This is a genomic window from Burkholderia sp. HI2500, from assembly GCF_002223055.1.
Lineage (GTDB): Bacteria > Pseudomonadota > Gammaproteobacteria > Burkholderiales > Burkholderiaceae > Burkholderia.
Map to the genome: position 1 here is coordinate 1,717,598 of NZ_NKFL01000004.1, position 20,139 is coordinate 1,737,736.

General features: G+C 66.3%; 20 protein-coding genes. 10 read left to right on the forward strand and 10 right to left on the reverse strand.

All coding sequences use genetic code 11. From position 1 onward, the window contains the following. Positions 1 to 19: 19 nt before the first annotated feature. Together CFB45_RS10665 and CFB45_RS10670 are read right to left on the reverse strand one after the other, a co-directional pair. A complete protein-coding gene (locus tag CFB45_RS10665) occupies positions 20 to 454 on the reverse strand; it encodes a carboxymuconolactone decarboxylase family protein (RefSeq protein WP_071334593.1) in 435 nt (144 codons plus the stop codon). Continuing rightward, on the reverse strand, positions 438 to 905 hold the full coding sequence (locus tag CFB45_RS10670; protein ID WP_089425576.1) for a MerR family transcriptional regulator: 468 nt from the start codon (positions 903 to 905) through the stop codon (positions 438 to 440). The genes CFB45_RS10665 and CFB45_RS10670 overlap by 17 nt, the downstream gene beginning before the upstream one ends. 286 nt (positions 906 to 1,191) lie before the next feature. Here CFB45_RS10670 and CFB45_RS10675 point away from each other — a divergent pair, with 286 nt between their 5' ends. After that, on the forward strand, positions 1,192 to 1,812 hold the full coding sequence (locus CFB45_RS10675; RefSeq protein WP_089425577.1) for a ComEA family DNA-binding protein: 621 nt from the start codon (positions 1,192 to 1,194) through the stop codon (positions 1,810 to 1,812). Positions 1,813 to 1,900: 88 nt separating this feature from the next. After that, positions 1,901 to 2,338 (forward strand): YidB family protein, encoded by a 438-nt coding sequence (locus tag CFB45_RS10680; protein WP_069248127.1) that lies wholly within the window; start codon positions 1,901 to 1,903, stop codon positions 2,336 to 2,338. 103 nt (positions 2,339 to 2,441) lie between these two features. Here the strand turns inward: CFB45_RS10680 and clpB are convergent, their stop codons facing one another. Together clpB and CFB45_RS10690 are read right to left on the reverse strand one after the other, a co-directional pair. Continuing rightward, positions 2,442 to 5,039: an ATP-dependent chaperone ClpB gene (gene clpB, locus CFB45_RS10685; RefSeq protein WP_089425578.1), complete on the reverse strand. Its 2,598-nt coding sequence runs from the start codon at positions 5,037 to 5,039 to the stop codon at positions 2,442 to 2,444. 157 nt (positions 5,040 to 5,196) lie between these two features. Next, positions 5,197 to 5,712, reverse strand: a complete 516-nt coding sequence (locus tag CFB45_RS10690) for an Rrf2 family transcriptional regulator (protein WP_089425579.1) — start codon at positions 5,710 to 5,712, stop codon at positions 5,197 to 5,199. 248 nt (positions 5,713 to 5,960) lie between these two features. On the opposite strand from CFB45_RS10690, the gene CFB45_RS10695 reads away from it, so the two are divergent. Continuing rightward, complete coding sequence (locus tag CFB45_RS10695) at positions 5,961 to 6,521, forward strand: group III truncated hemoglobin (protein ID WP_089425580.1); 561 nt, start codon at positions 5,961 to 5,963, stop codon at positions 6,519 to 6,521. A gap of 67 nt (positions 6,522 to 6,588) precedes the next feature. Here the strand turns inward: CFB45_RS10695 and CFB45_RS10700 are convergent, their stop codons facing one another. The 6 genes from CFB45_RS10700 to CFB45_RS10725 form a co-directional block, all read right to left on the reverse strand. Beyond that, positions 6,589 to 7,065 (reverse strand): molybdenum cofactor biosynthesis protein MoaE, encoded by a 477-nt coding sequence (locus CFB45_RS10700; RefSeq protein WP_089425936.1) that lies wholly within the window; start codon positions 7,063 to 7,065, stop codon positions 6,589 to 6,591. 10 nt (positions 7,066 to 7,075) lie between these two features. After that, on the reverse strand, positions 7,076 to 7,333 hold the full coding sequence (gene moaD / locus CFB45_RS10705; RefSeq protein WP_089425581.1) for a molybdopterin converting factor subunit 1: 258 nt from the start codon (positions 7,331 to 7,333) through the stop codon (positions 7,076 to 7,078). Between the two features lie 19 nt (positions 7,334 to 7,352). Then, positions 7,353 to 8,600, reverse strand: a complete 1,248-nt coding sequence (locus CFB45_RS10710; RefSeq protein ID WP_089425582.1) for a molybdopterin molybdotransferase MoeA — start codon at positions 8,598 to 8,600, stop codon at positions 7,353 to 7,355. 242 nt (positions 8,601 to 8,842) lie between these two features. Further along, a complete protein-coding gene (gene thrC / locus CFB45_RS10715) occupies positions 8,843 to 10,294 on the reverse strand; it encodes a threonine synthase (protein ID WP_089425583.1) in 1,452 nt (483 codons plus the stop codon). Between the two features lie 12 nt (positions 10,295 to 10,306). Beyond that, positions 10,307 to 11,635 carry a homoserine dehydrogenase gene (locus CFB45_RS10720; protein ID WP_046545878.1) on the reverse strand — a complete coding sequence of 443 codons (1,329 nt, stop codon included), beginning with the start codon at positions 11,633 to 11,635 and terminating at the stop codon, positions 10,307 to 10,309. A gap of 53 nt (positions 11,636 to 11,688) precedes the next feature. Then, positions 11,689 to 12,927: a pyridoxal phosphate-dependent aminotransferase gene (locus tag CFB45_RS10725; RefSeq protein ID WP_089425584.1), complete on the reverse strand. Its 1,239-nt coding sequence runs from the start codon at positions 12,925 to 12,927 to the stop codon at positions 11,689 to 11,691. Positions 12,928 to 13,244: 317 nt separating this feature from the next. Between CFB45_RS10725 and CFB45_RS10730 the strand changes: the two genes are divergently transcribed. The 7 genes from CFB45_RS10730 to CFB45_RS10760 all read left to right on the forward strand — a co-directional run bounded on the left by CFB45_RS10730 (position 13,245) and on the right by CFB45_RS10760 (position 20,131). Continuing rightward, on the forward strand, positions 13,245 to 13,619 hold the full coding sequence (locus CFB45_RS10730) for an Mth938-like domain-containing protein (protein ID WP_012328660.1): 375 nt from the start codon (positions 13,245 to 13,247) through the stop codon (positions 13,617 to 13,619). 124 nt (positions 13,620 to 13,743) lie between these two features. Further along, a complete protein-coding gene (locus tag CFB45_RS10735) occupies positions 13,744 to 15,420 on the forward strand; it encodes a glycosyltransferase family 39 protein (protein ID WP_089425585.1) in 1,677 nt (558 codons plus the stop codon). A gap of 13 nt (positions 15,421 to 15,433) precedes the next feature. Next, positions 15,434 to 15,805, forward strand: a complete 372-nt coding sequence (locus CFB45_RS10740; RefSeq protein WP_011352303.1) for an EamA family transporter — start codon at positions 15,434 to 15,436, stop codon at positions 15,803 to 15,805. Between the two features lie 134 nt (positions 15,806 to 15,939). Further along, positions 15,940 to 17,091: a DegT/DnrJ/EryC1/StrS family aminotransferase gene (locus tag CFB45_RS10745; protein WP_089425586.1), complete on the forward strand. Its 1,152-nt coding sequence runs from the start codon at positions 15,940 to 15,942 to the stop codon at positions 17,089 to 17,091. Between the two features lie 6 nt (positions 17,092 to 17,097). Then, positions 17,098 to 18,135, forward strand: a complete 1,038-nt coding sequence (locus CFB45_RS10750) for a glycosyltransferase (RefSeq protein WP_089425587.1) — start codon at positions 17,098 to 17,100, stop codon at positions 18,133 to 18,135. Next, positions 18,132 to 19,079 carry a formyltransferase gene (locus CFB45_RS10755; protein ID WP_089425588.1) on the forward strand — a complete coding sequence of 316 codons (948 nt, stop codon included), beginning with the start codon at positions 18,132 to 18,134 and terminating at the stop codon, positions 19,077 to 19,079. Before CFB45_RS10750 ends, CFB45_RS10755 begins: the two co-directional genes overlap by 4 nt. After that, positions 19,076 to 20,131, forward strand: a complete 1,056-nt coding sequence (locus tag CFB45_RS10760; RefSeq protein WP_006482864.1) for a bifunctional UDP-4-keto-pentose/UDP-xylose synthase — start codon at positions 19,076 to 19,078, stop codon at positions 20,129 to 20,131. Before CFB45_RS10755 ends, CFB45_RS10760 begins: the two co-directional genes overlap by 4 nt. Positions 20,132 to 20,139 lie beyond the last annotated feature (8 nt).

Here is a 20,139-nt window from a genome sequence, read left to right on the forward strand (position 1 = left end):
CGCGCCGGCGCGCGCTTCGTCATGCGGGCTGCCCGGCCGCTTCGTTCGCGTCCGCCGCGTTGCCGGCCGCTTCATCGCGCCGCGTGAACACTTCATGTGCGGCGAACAGCGCGTTGAGCGCGGCCGGCATCCCCGCGTACACGGCCATCTGCATGAACACCTCGACGATCTCGTCGCGCGTGCAGCCGACGTTCAGCGCGGCCTCGATATGCACCTTCAGCTGCGGTTGCGCATTGCCGAGCGCGGCCAGCGCCGCGATCGTCGCGATCTCGCGCGCTTTCAGGTCGAGCTGCGGCCGGCTGTAGATGTCGCCGAAGCTGAATTCGACCAGGAGTCGCCCGAAGTCCGGCGCGATCGGCGCGAGCGCCGCGATCACGCGCTCGCCCACTTCGCCGTCGATTTCCTTCAGTTTGTTCCAGCCGCGCGTGTAGCGGTCTTCAACGAGTCGTTCCATTGTGTCCGTCCTGTTCCGATAGAGAGTGAGAAGGTCTTGCCCGTCGTGCCATCTCCCGCTCCTGTGCCTCATAGTTCACGATCTTGTCGCTGATCACATCGAGGCTCGCCTGCAGCTCCGCGATATGCGCGCGCACTGCCTCGTGATGTGCGACGAGCAGGCTGCGCCGCGCACCGAAGGTCGACTCGCCTTGCGCGCGCAGCGCCGCGAACGCCTGCATCTGCGCGATCGGCATGCCGGTCGCCTTCAGGCGCATCACGAAGGCCAGCCAGTCCAGGTCGGCCGGCGCATAGAGCCGGTGCCCGGCCGCCGTGCGCGAAATCGCGCGCAGCAGGCCGGCCTGCTCGTAGTACCGCAGCGTATGCGTCGACAGACCGGTCATTTCGGCGACCTGGCCGATCGTCAGCGGACCGGCAGAGGCAGAGGAAGGTTGGGTTACGGTTTTCGACATGGCAGGAACAAGGTTAGGAGTTAGAGTTCACTCTAAGTCAAGCGCTATCGAACAGCCAGTACGACGATCATCGGCGACACCCCGGCGACACCGTAAAGAATGGTCAAAACCGCCGCCCGGCGCAGGTTTCGGTCTTTACAGCGCCGCAAGCCTTCAGCAAGATTCGGTCAGCCTGTCTTAAAAAGGGCACGCATTTGTCCTATGCTTAACGGCGACGCCCGGCCGGGCGTCACGCCGCCGTCCGTTGCAACAGCCATTCATCCGTCAGAACCAGGGAGCCTTTGCCATGCTGAAAAAGCTGCTGATGCTGTTCGTCGCGCTATCGCTGTCGCTCGCCGCAGGCCTTGCCGCGGCCGTCGAAGTCAACACGGCTGACCAGGCCGCGCTCGAGTCCGTAAAGGGTCTCGGACCCGTGAAGTCGAAGGCGATCATCGACGAACGCACCAAGAACGGCCCGTTCAAGGACGCGGACGATCTCGCGAATCGCGTCAAGGGCCTCGGCACGAAGTCGGTCGGGCATCTCGAGGAAAACGGCCTGACGATCGGCGGCGCGTCGACGCCGCCGAAGGGCGTGAAGCTGTCGAAGCCGGCCGCGACGACATCGGCTACCACGTCGGCCACGACGTCGGCAGGCACGGCGTCGACGTCCACGACCGCGACGGCCGGCACGACGGCCACCGCGCCGGCACCGGCGGCACCGGCGGCAAGCGCGCCGGATACGGCGGCGAAACCGGCCAAGGCCAAGCGCATGACGAAGAAGGAAAAAGCGGCCGCAGCAGCGGCGGCATCCGCCGATGCGGGTGCGAGCGCACCGGCCGCCGCGTCGTCGACAAAAGCGACGAAGGGTTCGAAGAAGAAAAGCAAGAAGGACAAGGCAGCCTCCGCCGCCGCGGCGTCGGGCGCCTGATGTGCGCCGCGCGCGCGACGGCGTGCGCGCGGCATTCGTTCAACGGGCGCCCACGGCGTGGCGCCCTTATCGGTAAAGGTGAAGAACCATGGGTCTCCTCGACATCGTTGGCGGTCTGCTCGGCGGCCAGGCCGGCGGCAACTCGCAAAGCGCGCTGATCACGACCGCGCTCGAATTCATCAACAACCAGCCGGGCGGCCTGAATGGCCTGATCGAGAAGTTCAAGGCCGGCGGCGCCGGCGACATCATCGGCTCGTGGGTCGGCACCGGCCAGAACCAGCCGATCTCGCCGGACACACTGCAGAACGTGCTCGGCTCGGACGCGATCGGTGCGCTCGCGAGCAAGTTCGGTGTCGATCCGTCGATGGCCTCGACCGTCCTCGCGCAAGTGCTGCCGCACGTCGTCAACCACGCGACGCCGGACGGTGCAGTGCCGGCCGATGGCCAGGCACAGGTCGACCCGTCGAACGTGCTCGGCTCGCTGTCGCAGATCGCCGGCATGTTCGGCGGCAACAAGCAGGGCTGACGCGCTGCGTCGTTGCGACGCGCCATAAGCAAACACCCCGCCGAGGCGGGGTGTTTGTTTTTGCGCGCCCGGCGCGAACCGGGCGGCGGCCGAAGGCCTGCGATCAGTGAACGACGCGGTCGAACACGAACTGGCCGTCGTTGACGTCGACCGGGATCACGTCCTTCGGACCGAAGCGGCCCGCGAGGATCAGCTTCGCGACCGGGTTCTCGATCTCCTGCTGGATCGCGCGCTTCAGCGGCCGCGCACCGAACACCGGGTCGTAGCCGACCTTCGCGATCTGTTCGAGCGCCGCCGGCGACACGTCGAGCGCCATGTCGAGCTTCGCGAGCCGATCGTGCAGGCGTGCGAGCTGGATCTTCGCGATCGACTCGATGTTGCTGCGGTCGAGCGCATGGAACACGACGACGTCGTCGATCCGGTTCAGGAACTCGGGGCGGAAATGCTGCTTCACCTCGAGCCACACGGCGTCCTTGATCTCTTCCTGCGGCGCACCCGTCATCGCCTGGATGACCTGCGAGCCGAGGTTCGACGTCATCACGATCACCGTGTTCTTGAAGTCGACCGTGCGCCCCTGCCCGTCCGTCATGCGGCCGTCGTCGAGCACCTGCAGCAGCACGTTGAACACGTCCGGATGCGCCTTCTCGATCTCGTCGAGCAGGATCACGCTGTACGGCTTGCGGCGCACGGCTTCCGTCAGGTAGCCGCCTTCCTCGTAGCCGACATAGCCCGGCGGCGCGCCGATCAGCCGCGCGACGCTGTGCTTCTCCATGAACTCGCTCATGTCGATGCGGATCAGGTGCTCTTCCGAGTCGAACAGGAACGACGCCAGCGCCTTGCACAGCTCGGTCTTGCCGACACCGGTCGGGCCGAGGAACAGGAACGAGCCGTACGGACGGTTCGGATCGGCGAGACCGGCGCGCGAACGACGGATCGCGTCGGCCACCGCGCTGATCGCCTCGTCCTGGCCGACCACGCGCTCGTGCAGCTTTTCCTCGATGTGCAGCAGCTTCTCGCGTTCGCCCTGCATCATCCGCGACACCGGGATCCCGGTCGAACGCGACACGACTTCCGCGATTTCCTCCGCACCGACCTGCGTGCGCAGCAGGCGCGGCCGCGTCGGGTTGTGCTGCTCCTGCTCTTCGGCCTGCGTGACCTGCTTCAGCTGCGCCTCGAGCTGCGGCAGCTTGCCGTACTGCAGCTCGGCAACCTTCTCCAGCTTGCCGTCACGCTGCAGCCGCGCGATGTCCGCCCGCACCTTCTCGATCTCTTCCTTCAACTGCGCGCTGCCCTGCACCGCGGCCTTCTCGGCGGTCCAGATTTCCTCGAGGTCCGCATATTCGCGGCCGAGACGCTCGATCTCTTCCTCGATCAGCTGCAGGCGCTTCTGCGACGCTTCGTCCTGCTCCTTCTTCACGGCTTCGCGCTCGATCTTCAGCTGGATCAGGCGGCGGTCGAGCTTGTCCATCTCTTCGGGCTTCGAATCGATTTCCATCTTGATCTTCGAAGCGGCTTCGTCGATCAGGTCGATGGCCTTGTCCGGCAGGAAGCGGTCGGTGATGTAGCGGTGCGACAGCTCGGCCGCGGCGACGATCGCCGGGTCGGTGATGTCCACACCGTGGTGCAGTTCGTACTTCTCCTGCAGCCCGCGCAGGATCGCGATCGTCGCCTCGACGCTCGGCTCGTCGACGAGCACCTTCTGGAAGCGGCGCTCGAGCGCGGCATCCTTCTCGATGTATTTGCGGTATTCGTCGAGCGTGGTCGCGCCGATGCAGTGCAGTTCGCCGCGCGACAGCGCCGGCTTCAGCATGTTGCCCGCATCCATCGCGCCTTCGGCCTTGCCCGCGCCGACCATCGTGTGGATTTCGTCGATGAAGACGATCGTCTGGCCTTCGTCCTTCGCAATGTCGTTGAGCACCGCCTTCAGGCGCTCCTCGAATTCGCCGCGATATTTCGCGCCGGCGAGCAGTGCGGCCATGTCGAGCGACAGCACGCGCTTGCCCTTCAGCGTCTCGGGCACTTCGCCGTTGACGATCCGCTGTGCGAGCCCTTCGACGATCGCCGTCTTGCCGACACCCGGCTCGCCGATCAGCACCGGGTTGTTCTTGGTGCGGCGCTGCAGGATCTGGATCGAACGGCGGATTTCGTCGTCGCGGCCGATCACCGGATCGAGCTTGCCCGCACGGGCGCGCTCGGTCAGGTCGACCGTGTATTTCTTCAGCGCCTCGCGCTGGCTTTCCGCGTCCTGGCTGTGCACCTGCGAGCCGCCGCGCACCGCGGCGATCGCGGCTTCGAGCGCCTTGCGCGTGAGGCCGTGCTGGCGGGCGAGCTTGCCGGCATCGCCCTTGTCGTCGGACACGGCGAGCAGGAACATCTCGCTCGCGATGAACGTGTCGTTGAGCTTCTGCGCTTCCTTGTCGGCCTGGTTCAGCAGCCCGGCGAGTTCACGGCCGATCTGGATGTCGCCGCCCGTGCCCGTCACTTGCGGCAGGCGCGAGATGGCCTCGTTCAGCGCGCCTTGCAGCGCCTGAATGTGAACGCCCGCGCGCGACATCAGCGAGCGGGCTGAACCGTCCTGCTGCGCGACCAGCGCCGCGAGAACGTGAACGGGTTCGATGTATTGATTGTCGCGGCCTGCCGCGAGGCTTTGCGCGTCCGCGAGTGCTTCCTGGAACTTGGTGGTGAGCTTGTCGATTCTCATTTAGTCGAGACCTCCAATTTTCGATTACCACCAAGATGAGGATGGTTATGCGGCTTTCAAGCGAAATTCGGGTTGATTCAGCGCAAAAATCGATGGATAACCTTGAAGCGGCCCCGGCACGGGCCATGGCCGGATCGAGACGCGCGGCGAGCGCGTATCAGCCGGCCGTCGACGGCGGCTCGACGGACGCTGGTGCGTCTTCCGGCAAAGGCTCGGCGCGCAGGCGCACGACCGGGTGGATGCCGAGCAACGCGGCGAGCGGCGAAGCGGGCTCGATCAGTTCGCCGAGCGTGTGACGGTCGAGTTCGGCGAAAAATGCATCGCGCGCGGCCGCCAGCACGCCCTTCAGCCGGCAATGCGGCTCGATCACGCAGCCGCGCGATTCGCCCTCGGCCGAAAAGCAGCCAACCAGCGCGAAATCGCTCTCGGTCGCACGCACGACCTCGCCGACGGTCAGTTGCAACGATTCCGGGAACAGCCGCAGCCCGCCATTGCGACCGCGGACGGTGTCGACCCACCCCAGCTCGCCGAGCTGCTGCACGACTTTCATCAGATGGTTCTTCGAGATGCCGTAGGCGTCCGAGATCTCCTGGATCGTAGCGAGCCCCTCGCCGCGCACGGCAAGGTACAGCATCACGCGCAGCGAATAGTCGGTGTAGTCGGTGAGTCTCATGGGCGAATACGGAAAAAATCGATCGTGCCCCGATGACGTGAGCCGGGCCGACCGGGATGCGCACGAGGCCGGCTGACGGCCCTGCTCCGCGGCCCCGGGTTGCCGGGATGGCGCGCGCGCAATAAGATGCGTGACACTTACACGTTTTTCAGGGGTGTTGGACGCTATTTTGCGTCAAAATTCGGCCGGTGTCCTACTCGATGCCCGCGCCGCCCCTGTCGTTGCCTATTTCTGCCGGCCCTTTTGCCATGACCGTCCTGCCCGCCTCTCCCGATACCGCACCGGCCCGCCCACGCGACACCGAGCCGACCGAAGCGAACATCCGCGATCTCGTCTACGCGTTCTACGACCGCGTGCGCGCCGATCCGCTGCTCGGGCCCGTGTTCGACGCGAAGCTGGCCGGCCGCTGGGACGACCACCTGCCGAAGATGGTCACGTTCTGGTCGAGCCTCGTGCTCGGCACCAAGGGCTATCGCGGCAACGTGCAGCAGGCGCACCAGCCGCTCGACGGGATCGAGCCGGCCCATTTCAGCCGCTGGCTGTCGCTGTTCCTGAAGACCGTCGAGACGCGCTACGCGCCGCCCGCGGCGATCCGCTTCATGGAGCCGGCGCTGCGGATCGCGCAGAGCCTCCAGTTGAGCCGGTTCGGCTGGGACTACCCGATTCCGCCCGAGCAGCAGGCGCTGCTCGACGCGATCGCGCCGCGCCGTCGCGATGCAGGCGACGATCCGCACGCGTTGCCGTCGCGTGCCCGCGGCGAGCCGTTTCCGACGAAGATCATCGGGCGCAGCAGCGATCCGGACGCGTAACGGGCAGCCGTCACGCGCGACGCTTGGCGCTTATGCGGCATAGCGCCGCACGCCCCTGACGCTGTGCTCAGCGCCGCGTATTGCCCGATTCGATGCCCCAGCGCGCGAGCGCGGCATCGTCGGTGCTGCGCGCATCGACCCAGCGCTCGCCATCCGGCGTCTTTTCCTTCTTCCAGAACGGCGCTTCGGTCTTCAGGTAGTCCATCACGAACTCGCACGACGCGAACGCATCGCCGCGGTGCGACGCCACCGTTGCGACCATCACGATCTGGTCGAGCGGCAAGAGCCTGCCGACGCGGTGCACGATCGCGACGTCGATGCCCGGCCAGCGCCGGCCGGCCTCGGCGGCAATCTTCTCGAGCGCCTTCTCGGTCATCCCCGGATAGTGCTCGAGCTCCATCGCGGCCACCGAATCGCCTTCGTTCAGGTCGCGCACCGTGCCGACGAAGCACGCGACCGCGCCGATCTTCGGGTTGCGCGCACGCAATGCCGCGACCTCGGCGTTCAGGTCGAAGTCGTCGGTCTGGATTCGTACCGTTGCCATCGCCGGCACCTCACCCGCCCGTCACCGGCGGAAAGAACGCGACTTCGCAGCCTTCGGTGAGCCGCGTGTCGGGATCGGTCATTTCGTGATTGCACGCCATGCGCAGTGCGCGCCCTTCCGAGAGTGTCTCGGCCCACGCCCCGCCGCGCACGCGTAGCCACGCGCGGACATCGCCCACGGTCGTGACGCTGTCCGGCACGTCGGCCTGCTCGTCGGCAACACCCAGTGCCTCGCGTACGCTTGCAAAAAATTTCAGTTGAATCTTCATGGTTCGGGAAGCCGTCGCGTTACGACAGCAGTTCGGAAAACGGAATGAAACGCACGGTCTCGCCGGCGCTGATCGCGTGCTGCGGCGGATTGTCGATCAGGCCATCGCCCCACACCGTCGACGTCAGCACGGCCGAGCTCTGGTTCGGGAACAGGTCGAGGCCGCCGGCCGCGTTGACGCGCGCACGCAGGAATTCGTTGCGCCGGTCGCCCTTGTGTTGCGAAAAGTCGGCACGCAGCGACAGCGCGCGCGGTGCGACGTCGCGCACGCCGGACAGGCGCAGCAGGAACGGCCGCACGAACAGCAGGAACGTGACGAAGCTCGACACCGGGTTGCCGGGCAGCCCGATGAAGTGCGCATCGGGGCGTTCGTCGCCACGGCGCACCGCGCCGTACGCAAGCGGCTTGCCGGGCTTCATCGCGATCTGCCACAGCGCGAGCCGCCCTTCGGCCTCGACGGCCGGCTTCACGTGATCCTCGTCGCCGACCGACACGCCGCCGCTCGTCAGGATCACGTCGTGATCGCGTGCAGCCTCGCGCAGCGTGTCGCGCGTCGCGGCGAGCGAATCGGGCACGATCCCGTAGTCGGTCACGTGGCAGCCGAGCCGCTCCAGCAGCCCGCGCAGCGTGAAGCGGTTCGAGTTGTAGATCGCGCCGGGCTTCAGCGGCTCGCCCGGCATCGTCAGTTCGTCGCCGGTGAAGAACACCGCAACGCGAATCCGCCGCGCAACCGGCAACTGCGCACAGCCGACCGAGGCGGCCAGGCCGAGCGCCTGCGGCGTGAGCCGCGTGCCGGCGGGCAGGATCACCGAGCCCTGCCGGATATCCGCGCCCTGCGCGGTGATCCATTCACCGGCCTTCGGCGTGTGCAGGATCTCGACTGCATCGCCGTCGGCCGACGTCTGTTCCTGCATCACGACGGCGTCGGCGCCCGGCGGCACCGTCGCGCCGGTGAAGATCCGTGCGGCCGTGCCGGCTGCGAGCGGCGCGGCCGGATGACCGGCCGGAATACGCTGCGACACCGGCAAACGCCGCTCGCCATGCAGCAGATCGGCGACGCGCACCGCATAGCCGTCCATCGCGCTCGTATGCATCGGCGGCACGTCGAGCGGCGAGCTCACGTCGGCCGTCAGCACGCGGCCGAGCGCGTCGAGCGTGGCGACGGTTTCGGCGCCGGGCAACGGCTTCGCGGCATCGAGCAGCGCGGCGAGCGCCTCGGCGGTCGACAGCATCGGCGCGCGCGGCGCCGCGGGATTCGGGTTCGACATCGATGGAATCGGGGATCGTTGGATTCAATACGTCATTGTAGCGACGCCGTCGCGCGGGCGCGCGATATGGCCGACATGCGGAAACTGTGATTCGCGCGAGCACGCCGGTCTGACACTTGTTTCGGTGTAGCGCGTCGATAGCCGCGCGGCACCGCCAAACGAAACGGCCGAAACCCCGATCCGTTCGACGAATCGGCGTTCCGGCCGTCCTGCTCAACCGGGCCCGCAGGCCCGGCCGTGCGTCATGCGCCCGTATGGGCGGCGATGAAGTCCTTCACCTGCTGCGCGTCGGCCTTCACGACCTCGAAACGCTGCGGCAGCGCCTCGAGACCGTCGAATGCGGCCGGCCGCTCGGCTTCGCGATCGAGTGCTTCGCGAATCGTTTCGCCGAACTTGATCGGCTGCGCCGTCTCGAGCACGACCATCGGCACGCCCGCGTCGAGATGCTCGCGCGCGACTTTCACGCCGTCGGCCGTATGCGTGTCGATCATCGTGTCGTAGCGCGAGAACACGTCGCGGATCGTCGCGATGCGATCCGCGTGGCTGCTGCGGCCCGACACGAAACCGAACTCGGCGACGCGCGAGAAATCGCCGCTCGCCGCGAGATCGAAGCCGCCCTTCTCCTCGACGTCGCGGAACAGCTGCATCACGCGCGCCGGATCGCGGCCGAGCAGGTCGAACACGAAGCGCTCGAAGTTCGACGCCTTCGAGATGTCCATGCTCGGGCTGCTCGTGTGATAGGTGTTCTCGGCGCTGCGCACGCGATACGCGCCCGTGCGGAAGAACTCGTCGAGCACGTCGTTCTCGTTGGTCGCGACCACGAGCTTCGCGATCGGCAACCCCATCATCCGCGCGATGTGGCCTGCGCAGACATTGCCGAAGTTGCCCGACGGCACCGTGAACGACACGCGCTCGTCATTCGACCGGGTGGCCGCGAAGTAACCCTTGAAGTAGTACACGACCTGCGCGACGACACGTGCCCAGTTGATCGAGTTGACCGTGCCGATCTTCTGCTGCGCCTTGAACGCGTGATCGTTCGACACGGCCTTCACGATGTCCTGGCAATCGTCGAACACGCCTTCGACCGCGAGGTTGAAGATGTTCGGATCCTGCAGACTGAACATCTGGGCCGTCTGGAACGCGCTCATCTTCTTGTGCGGCGACAGCATGAACACGCGCACGCCGGCCTTGCCGCGCATCGCGTATTCGGCCGCGCTGCCCGTGTCGCCGGACGTCGCGCCGAGAATGTTCAGCGACTGCCCGTGCTTCGCGAGCGTGTACTCGAACAGGTTGCCGAGCAACTGCATCGCCATGTCCTTGAACGCGAGCGTCGGGCCGTTCGACAGTTCGAGCAGCGAGATCGGCGCGCCGTTCTCGGTGCCGAGCGTCTTCAGCGGCGTGATGTCGGACGCGTTCTCGCCATGGCGCGTGTTGCGGTACACGTCGGCCGTGTACGTGCGGCGCGTGATCGCGCGCAGGTCGTCGGCCGGCACGTCGTCGCAGAACTTCGACAGGATCTCGAACGCGAGATCCGCGTACGACAGCGTGCGCCAGCGCGCGAGCTCGTCGGCGGACACCGTCGGATACTCGGCCGGCAGGTAGAGCCCGCCGTCCTTCGCAAGACCGCCGAGCAGGATGTCGGAGAACGTGTGGCGCTCGCCGATGCCGGCGCCGCGCGTGGAGATGTAGTTCATGTCGCCCTCAGCTCAGTTCAGCGCTTCCATGCGCAGCTTCGTCACCTTCGACACGACCGTCGCGAGGCTCTCGATTTGCGCGATCGCCGCATTGACGTTCTTCTCGACCGTTTCGTGCGTGATCAGGATGATGTCGGTTTCGCCGTTCGCACCGTCGACCTGCTCCGACTCCTTCTGCAGCAACGCGTCGATCGAGATGCCCGATTCGGCGAGGATGCGCGTGATCGCGGCCAGCACGCCGGTCTGGTCGGCAACGCGCAGGCGCAGGTAGTAGCCGCTCGTCACTTCCTCGATCGGCAAGATCGGCGTGTTCGACAGGCTGTCGGGCTGGAACGCGAGGTGCGGCACGCGATGCTCGGGGTCCGCCGTGTGCAGGCGCGTGACGTCGACGAGATCCGCGACCACGGCCGATGCGGTCGGCTCCGCGCCCGCGCCCTTGCCGTAGTACAGCGTCGTGCCGACCGCATCGCCGTGCACGACGACCGCGTTCATCGCGCCTTCGACGTTCGCGAGCAGGCGCTTCTCCGGGATCAGCGTCGGATGCACGCGCAGCTCGATGCCGTTTTCGGCGCGGCGCGTGATGCCGAGCAGCTTGATCCGGTAGCCGAGTTCTTCCGCGTAGCGGATGTCGGTCGCGTCGAGCTTGCTGATGCCCTCGACGTACGCGCGCTCGAACTGCACCGGCACGCCGAACGCGATCGCGCTCATGATCGTCGCCTTGTGCGCGGCGTCGACGCCTTCGATGTCGAAGGTCGGATCGGCTTCCGCGTAGCCGAGCTCCTGCGCCGCCTTCAGCGCGGTCGCGAAGTCGAGCCCGCGATCGCGCATTTCCGACAGGATGTAGTTGGTCGTGCCGTTGATGATGCCCGCGATGTACTGGATGCGGTTCGCGGTCAGGCCTTCGCGCAGCGCCTTGATGATCGGGATGCCGCCGGCGACGGCCGCCTCGAACGCGACCATCACGCCCTTCGCGCGCGCGGCCTCGAAGATCTCGGTGCCGTGCACCGCGAGCAGCGCCTTGTTGGCCGTCACGACGTGCTTGCCGTTCGCGATCGCGCGCAGCACGAGCTCGCGCGCGATGCCCGTGCCGCCGATCATCTCGGCGATGATCGCGATCGACGGATCATCGACGACCGAATTGAAATCGTCGGTGATCTGCGCGGCGCCGGCATCGCCGCCGAGCGCAGCCAGCGCCTTCGCCGGGTTACGCACCGCAATGCGCGTCACCTCGATGCCGCGCCCCGCGCGTCGCTTGATTTCTTCCTGGTTGCGGCCCAGCACCGTGAAGGTGCCGCTGCCCACCGTGCCGAAGCCCAACAGGCCAACTTTGATCGGTTCCATGCTGCGTGTGATCGAATGAGTAAGAATTAGTGAGTTCCGTGTGGCCGTGCCGCTCAGGCCGAATGGCGCTTGCGGTAGCCGTCGAGGAAGCGTGCGATCCGGTTGATCGAATCGGTCAGGTCGTCGAGATTCGGCAGGAAGACCACGCGGAAGTGATCCGGCGTCGTCCAGTTGAAGCCCGTGCCCTGTACGAGCAATACGCGCTCCTCGAGCAGCAGGTCGAGAATGAACTGCTGGTCGTTCTGGATCGGATAGAGCTTCGGGTCGAGGCGCGGGAACATGTACAGCGCGGCCTGCGGCTTCACGCAGGTCACGCCCGGGATCGACGTGAGCATGTCGTACGCGAGCTCGCGCTGCTTGTACAGGCGCCCGCTCGGCACGATCAGCTCGTTGATGCTCTGGTAGCCGCCGAGCGCCGTCTGGATCGCGAACTGCCCGGGCACGTTCGCGCACAGGCGCATCGACGACAGGATGCCGAGCCCCTCGAGATAATCCTTCGCGTGCCGGCGGTTGTCACCGCCGAGGCCCGACACGGCCATCCAGCCCGCGCGATAGCCGCACGAGCGATAGCTCTTCGACAGGCTGTTGAACGTGACGGTGATCACGTCCTCCGACAGCGAACCCAGCGCCGTGTGCTCGAGGCCGTCGTAGACGATCTTGTCGTACACCTCGTCGGCGAACACGATCAGCCCGTGCTGGCGCGCGATCTCGAGCAGCTCGAGCAGCAATTCGTCCGAATAAAGCGCGCCCGTCGGGTTGTTCGGGTTGATCACGACGAGCGCCTTCGTGTTCGGCGTGATCTTGCGGCGGATGTCGTCGAGATCGGGCATCCACGCGTTCTGCTCGTCGCAGACGTAATGCACCGGCGTGCCGCCCGACAGGCTGACCGCCGCCGTCCACAGCGGGTAGTCGGGCGCGGGCAGCAGCACTTCGTCGCCGTCGTTCAGCAGCGCCTGGGTCGCCATCACGATCAGCTCGGACGCGCCGTTGCCGATGTAGATGTCGTCGAGGCCGACGCCCACGACGCCCTTTTCCTGCGTGTAGTGCATCACGGCCTTGCGCGCCGAGAACACGCCCTTCGAATCCGAATAGCCGGACGACGTCGGCAGGTTGCGGATCATGTCCTGGATGATCTCGTCCGGCGCGTCGAAACCGAACGGCGCGAGGTTGCCGATGTTCAGCTTGATGATGCGGTGGCCTTCTTCCTCGAGGCGCTTCGCGTGCTCGAGCACCGGGCCACGGATGTCGTAGCAGACGTTGAGCAGCTTGTTCGACTTCTGAATCGGTTTCACGACGACACGGTTCCTGGGTTGGCCTTGCGGCCGGGGGACGGGATCAAAACTGGAAAGCGGCCGGTCTGTGCGCGCTGTCTAGACTGGGGGAAAAAGCGGGCGGTCGGGCGCGGCTTGTGGCGACGCGCGACGCAAGTGGCGCCCGGGGGCGACCAAAAAGTTATAATTTAGCGGATTTTGGCTGACTTTCGCAATGCACCATAGCCGCGCCGGGCCCGCGCCGTCAGGCGTCCCGCGTGCCCGGGCAAGCGAAACCGGCCATCCGGGCCCGTGTGGCCCTGCGATACATTCCCCCTACGGAACCGCGGAATACCGATTTGAAACTGCACCAGGACACGAGCGGCGCGCTCAACACCGTCACCGGCTACGGCCCCGATTATGTCGACGTCAATCTCGAACGCCATGAAACGAGCGTCATCGTGCTGCCCGGCGCGCCGGTCCAGGCATGGCCCGTGTCGTCGTTCGACGCGCTCGCGCCCGAGCATTTCGCGATGCTGCTCGACCCGACACCCGAACTCGTGATCTTCGGCAGCGGCGCGCGGCTGCGCTTCCCGCACCCGCGGCTCGTCGCGGCGCTCACGGCGAAGCGGATCGGCGTCGAGACGATGGATTTCCAGGCGGCCTGCCGCACCTACAACATCCTGATGGCCGAGGGCCGCAAAGTCGCCGCCGCGCTCTTAATTGAACGTTAATCCCGGATGCGGTAAAACTCGGGCCGGCGCAGCGGGTCGATCCCCCGGATCGGCCCGGCCAGGCCGCCCGCCCCCGGCGCAACCCGCCGGCGGCCCGTCACAATAACCAACAGGCTGAAAATCCATGAACGATACGCCGTCGAGGCTACCGCTCAATCGCATCACGCTCGTCCTCCTCGTCATCGCGCTCGCGATCGTCTGGTTCGCGCCGCTCGGGCTGCGCCACCTGATCCCGAGCGACGAGGGCCGCTATGCGGAAATGGCGCGCGAGATGTTCGTCACCGGCGACTGGATCACGCCGCGCTACAACGGCTACAAGTATTTCGAGAAGCCGCCGCTGCAGACCTGGCTGAACGCGCTCACGTTCGCGTGGTTCGGCATCGGCGAATGGCAGGCGCGCCTCTACACGGCCGTCGCGAGCTTCGCCGGCATCCTGCTGGTCGGCTACACCGGCGCGCGCCTGTTCAACCCGCTGTCGGGCTTCCTCGCCGCCGTCGTGCTCGCGTCGTCGCCGTACTGGAACCTGATGGGCCACTTCAACGCGCTCGACATGGGGCTCGCGTTCTGGATGGCGCTGTCGCTGTGCTCGCTGCTGCTCGCGCAGCGGCCCGGGCTGCGCCCGGCCGCGGCACGCGGCTGGATGTGGGCATGCTGGGCCGCGATGGCGTTCGCGGTGCTGTCGAAGGGCCTCGTCGGCCTGATCCTGCCCGGTGCCGTGCTCGTGCTCTATACGCTGATTGCACGCGACTGGGCGCTGTGGAAGCGCCTGTACCTGGTGAGCGGACTCGTGATCTTCTTCGCGATCGTCACGCCTTGGTTCGTGCTCGTCCAGCAGCGCAACCCCGAGTTCTTCAACTTCTTCTTCATCGTCCAGCAGTTCCGCCGGTACCTGACCCCGGAACAGAACCGCCCGGGCCCGCTCTACTACTTCGTGCCCGTGCTGCTGGTCGGCTTCCTGCCGTGGCTGTCGGTCGCGTGGCAGAGCATCCGCCATGCGCTGCGGATGCCGCGCCAGCCGAACGGCTTCTCGCCGATGCTCGTGCTGCTGATCTGGAGCGCATTCATCTTCCTGTTCTTCAGCGCGTCGCATTCGAAGCTGATCTCGTACGTGCTGCCGGTCGCGCCGGCGCTCGCGCTGATCATCGGCGCGTACCTGCCGTTGATGAGCGCCGACCGGTTCCGCCGCCACCTGCTCGGCTATCTCGTGTTCCTCGTCGTCGCGGCGTTCGGGATCATCTTCCTTGCGTATCAGGGCGATGCCCGTACGCCGAACGCGCTGTACCGCGCGTTCCAGATGTGGCTGTACGCGGGCCTCGCGGTCGCGGCCGTGCTGACCCTCGCGGCCGCATGGCTGAACCGCCGCGCGGGCGCGGCCGCCGCGCTCGCCGCCTTCGGCGCCGCGTGGCTCGCGTTCGGCACGATCGGCGGCACCGGTCACGACGAATTCGGCCGCTACAGCTCCGGCGCACTGCTCGCGCCCACCGTGCGCGCCGAACTGGCGAAACTGCCGGCCGACACGCCGTTCTACTCGATCGAGATGCTCGATCACACGTTCCCGTTCTATATGGGCCACACGACGATCATGGTCCAGCGCCAGGACGAGCTCGCGTTCGGGATCTCGATGGAGCCGAACAAGTGGATTCCGACCGTCGACGAGTGGATCACGCGCTGGAAGCAGGAAACCCATGCGCTCGCGATCATGCCGCCCGGCGAGTACGACAACCTGGTCAAGCAAGGCGTGCCGATGCGCGTGGTTGCACGCGACAACCGCCGCGTGATCGTCGAGAAACCGCAATCGTAAGGACGCCCGCTGCATGAATCCCGTTTCGTTCGTCTGCATCATCACCGGCGTGATGCTCAACGCCTGTGCGCAACTTCTGCTGAAAGCCGGCGTCAACGCCGTTGGACACTTCGAATTCAGCCGTGCGAACATTATCCCGGTCGGCCTGAAGATCGCGACCCAATTGCCGATCATCGGCGGCCTCGGCTGCTACGTGCTGAGCGTCGTGGTCTGGATCGTCGGGCTGTCGCGGGTCGACGTGTCGATCGCGTACCCGATGCTGTCGCTCGGCTACGTCGTCAACGCATTCGCGGCCTGGTACCTGTTCGGCGAAGTGCTGTCGGTCCAGCGGCTCGTCGGCATCGGCATCATCCTGATCGGCGTGCTGGTGCTCGCGCGAAGCTGAGCACGCCCGCCGCGCGCATTAAGCGTCTGCCTACAAAAAATCACGGTGCGATTCCGCCAACCGGTGTTTAATGCCGGTTTCGGCCGGGATCGCCCGACCCTTTTATTACACGCCATTACAGGCCAAAAGCGTACATGAGCCAGACTACCGCTCCGTTTCTGCCGTTCACCCGCCCCGAGATCGATGAGGAAACCATCCAGGGCGTCGTCGACGTGCTGCGCTCGGGCTGGATCACCACCGGCCCGCAGAGCCAGAAATTCGAGGCGGCGCTGTCCGAGTACTGCGGCGGCCGTCCGGTCCGCGCGTTCAATTCGGGCACCTGCACGCTGGAGATCGGCCTGCGCATCGCGGGCGTCGGCCCCGGCGACGAAGTGATCACGACGCCGGCGTCGTGGGTCTCGACCAGCAACGTGATCCTCGAGACGGGCGCGACACCCGTGTTCGCCGACATCGATCCCGTCACGCGCAATATCGACCTCGACAAGCTCGAGCAGGCGATCACGCCGCGCACGAAGGCCATCATCCCCGTGTTCCTGTCCGGCCTGCCGGTCGACATGGACCGCCTGTACGCGATTGCGCGCGCGCACAAGCTGCGCGTGATCGAGGATGCGGCGCAGGCGTTCGGCTCGACGTGGAACGGCAAGCGCATCGGCGCGATCGGCGACATCGTGTCGTTCAGCTTCCACGCGAACAAGAACCTGACGACGATCGAAGGCGGCGCACTCGTGCTGAACAACGAGGAAGAAGCGACGCTCGCGCAGAAGTACCGGCTGCAGGGCATCACGCGCACGGGCTTCGACGGGATGGACTGCGACGTGCTCGGCGGCAAGTACAACCTGACCGACGTGGCCGCGCGCGTCGGCCTCGGCCAGCTGCCGCACATCGAACGCTTCACCGCGCAGCGCCGCGCGCTTGCGCGTGCCTACTTCGCCGCATTCGACGGTAGCGCAGCCGTGAAACTCGGCGTCGGCCTGCCGATCGCCGAATTCGAGAACGGCAACTGGCACATGTTCCTGATCACGCTGCCGCTCGAGCGCCTGACGATCACCCGCGCCGAGTTCATGGCGCAGATGAAGGAACGCGGCATCGGCACGGGCATCCACTACCCGGCGATCCATCTTTTCACGCTGTACCGTGCACGCGGCTTCAAGGAGGGCATGTTCCCCCACGCCGAACGGTACGGCGCGTCGACCGTCACGCTGCCGCTCTTCACGCAGATGACGGACGGCGACGTGCGTCGCGTGGTCGACGCCATCAACCAGATTTGTGAACAATACGGAAAATAAGCGTACATGAGTCACCTTGAAGCACGCGCCGGGCATCCGGCCGCCGGGCACCTGGACGCCGGCCGGCCCGAAGTATCGGTCATCATCCCCGTGTACAACGAGGAAGACGGCCTCGCTGCGCTGTTCGCGCGGCTGTATCCGGCGCTCGACGCACTCGACACGTCATACGAAGTGATCCTGATCAACGACGGCAGCCGCGACCGCTCGGCCGCGATGCTCGCCGATCAGTTCCACGTCCGTCCCGACACGACGCGCATCGTGCTGCTCAACGGCAACTACGGCCAGCACATGGCGATCCTCGCCGGCTTCGCGCAATCGCGCGGCGAGATCGTCATCACGCTCGACGCCGACCTGCAGAACCCGCCCGAGGAAATCGGCAAGCTGATCGCGAAGATGCGCGAGGGCTACGACTACGTCGGCTCGATCCGCAAGCAGCGCCAGGACAGCCTGTGGCGGCGCAAGGCGTCGCAGATGATGAACCGCCTGCGCGAGCGCATCACGCGCATCAAGATGACCGACCAGGGCTGCATGCTGCGCGCATACAGCCGCCGCATCATCGACACGATCAACGTGTGCGGTGAAGTCAACACGTTCATCCCCGCCCTCGCGTACACGTTCGCGCAGAAACCGACCGAAATCGAGGTCGCGCACGAGGAGCGCTTCGCCGGCGAGTCGAAGTACTCGCTGTACAGCCTGATCCGGCTGAACTTCGACCTCGTGACGGGCTTCTCGGTCGTGCCGCTGCAGTGGCTGTCGTTCATCGGCGTGATCCTGTCGCTCGGCTCCGCCGCGCTGTTCGTGCTGCTGCTCGTGCGACGCTTCATCGTCGGCGCGGAAGTGCAAGGCGTGTTCACGCTGTTCGCCATCACGTTCTTCCTGCTCGGCGTGATCATCTTCGCGCTCGGCCTGCTCGGCGAATACGTCGGCCGCATCTACCAGCAGGTGCGGGCACGGCCGCGCTACCTGATCCAGGCCGTGCTCGAGCAGCACGACGGCGTGCCGCCGGTGCCGGCCGGCGCGAACCGCACGGGTACCGCGCAATGAAGCCGCGCGCAGTCGTCTTCGCGTATCACAACGTCGGCGTGCGCTGCCTGCAGGTGCTGCTCGCGCGCGGCGTCGACGTCGCGCTCGTCGTCACCCACGAGGACAACCCGAACGAGAACATCTGGTTCGGCAGCGTCGCATCCGTCGCGGCCGAGCACGGCATTCCGGTCGTCACGCCGGCCGATCCCGCCGATCCGGCGCTGCGCCGCGCGGTATCCGACGCGCAGCCGGACTTCATCTTCTCGTTCTACTACCGGCACATGCTGCCGGTGGACCTGCTCGCGATCGCGCCGAAGGGCGCGTACAACATGCACGGGTCGCTGCTGCCGAAATACCGGGGTCGGGTACCGACCAACTGGGCGGTGCTGAACGGCGAAACCGAAACCGGCGCGACGCTGCACGAGATGGCGGCGAAGCCCGACGCGGGCGCGATCATCGGCCAGACCGCGGTGCCGATCCTGCCGGACGACACGGCCACGCAGGTGTTCGACAAGGTCACGGTAGCGGCCGAGCAGACGCTCTGGCGCGTGCTGCCCGCGCTGCTCGCGGGCGAGGCGCCGCACCTGCCGAACGATCTCTCGACCGGCAGCTACTACGGCGGGCGCAAGCCCGAGGACGGCCGCGTCGACTGGTCGAAGCCGGCCGCGCAGGTCTACAACCTGGTGCGCGCGGTCGCGCCCCCGTATCCGGGCGCGTTCACGGACGTCGACGGCACGCGTTTCGTGATCGCGCGCGCGCGCCTGGCGGCGCCCGGCAGCGCGGCTGCGGCCGCCGCGGCAGATTTGCCGCCCGGCCTGCACGTAAGCGATAATGCGCTATTCGGCGTCTGCGGCGACAGCCGCGCCCTATCCATTCTCGAGCTGTGGCAGCAGCGCGACGGCAGCGAAACCGTCGTGACGCCCGCGGAATTCGCGCAGTTCATTCATTCTTCCCGTCATTCATGAAAGCAAAAAAAGTCCTGATCCTGGGTGTGAACGGCTTCATCGGCCATCACCTGTCGAAGCGCATTCTTGAAACCACCGATTGGGAAGTGTTCGGCATGGACATGCAGACCGATCGGCTGGGTGACCTGGTCAACCACGAGCGGATGCATTTCTTCGAAGGCGACATCACGATCAACAAGGAGTGGGTCGAGTATCACGTGAAGAAGTGCGACGTGATCCTGCCGCTCGTCGCGATCGCGACGCCCGCCACCTACGTCCAGCAGCCGCTGCGCGTGTTCGAACTCGACTTCGAGGCGAACCTGCCGATCGTGCGTTCGGCCGTCAAGTACGGCAAGCACCTCGTGTTCCCGTCGACCTCCGAGGTCTACGGCATGTGCTCGGACGAGCAGTTCGACCCGGATGCATCGGCCCTCACCTACGGCCCGATCAACAAGCCGCGCTGGATCTACGCGTGCTCGAAGCAGCTGATGGACCGCGTGATCTGGGGCTACGGGATGGAAGGCCTGAACTTCACGCTGTTCCGCCCGTTCAACTGGATCGGCCCGGGCCTCGATTCGATCTACACGCCGAAGGAAGGCAGCTCGCGCGTGGTCACGCAGTTCCTCGGCCACATCGTGCGCGGCGAGAACATCAGCCTCGTCGACGGCGGCTCGCAGAAGCGCGCGTTTACCGACATCGGCGACGGCATCAGCGCGCTGATGAAGATCATCGAGAACAAGGACGGCGTCGCGTCGGGCAAGATCTACAACATCGGGAATCCGAAGAACAACTTCTCGGTTCGCGAACTCGCACACAAGATGCTCGAGCTGGCGGCGGAATTCCCCGAGTACGCCGATTCGGCCAAGCAGGTGAAGCTCGTCGAGACGACGTCCGGCGCCTACTACGGCAACGGCTACCAGGACGTGCAGAACCGCGTGCCGAAGATCGACAACACGATGCAGGAACTCGGCTGGGCGCCGCAAGCGACGTTCGACGACGCGCTGCGCAACATCTTCGAAGCGTATCGCGGCCACGTCGCCGACGCGCGCGCGCTCGTCGAACAGCAAGGCTGATCGGGACG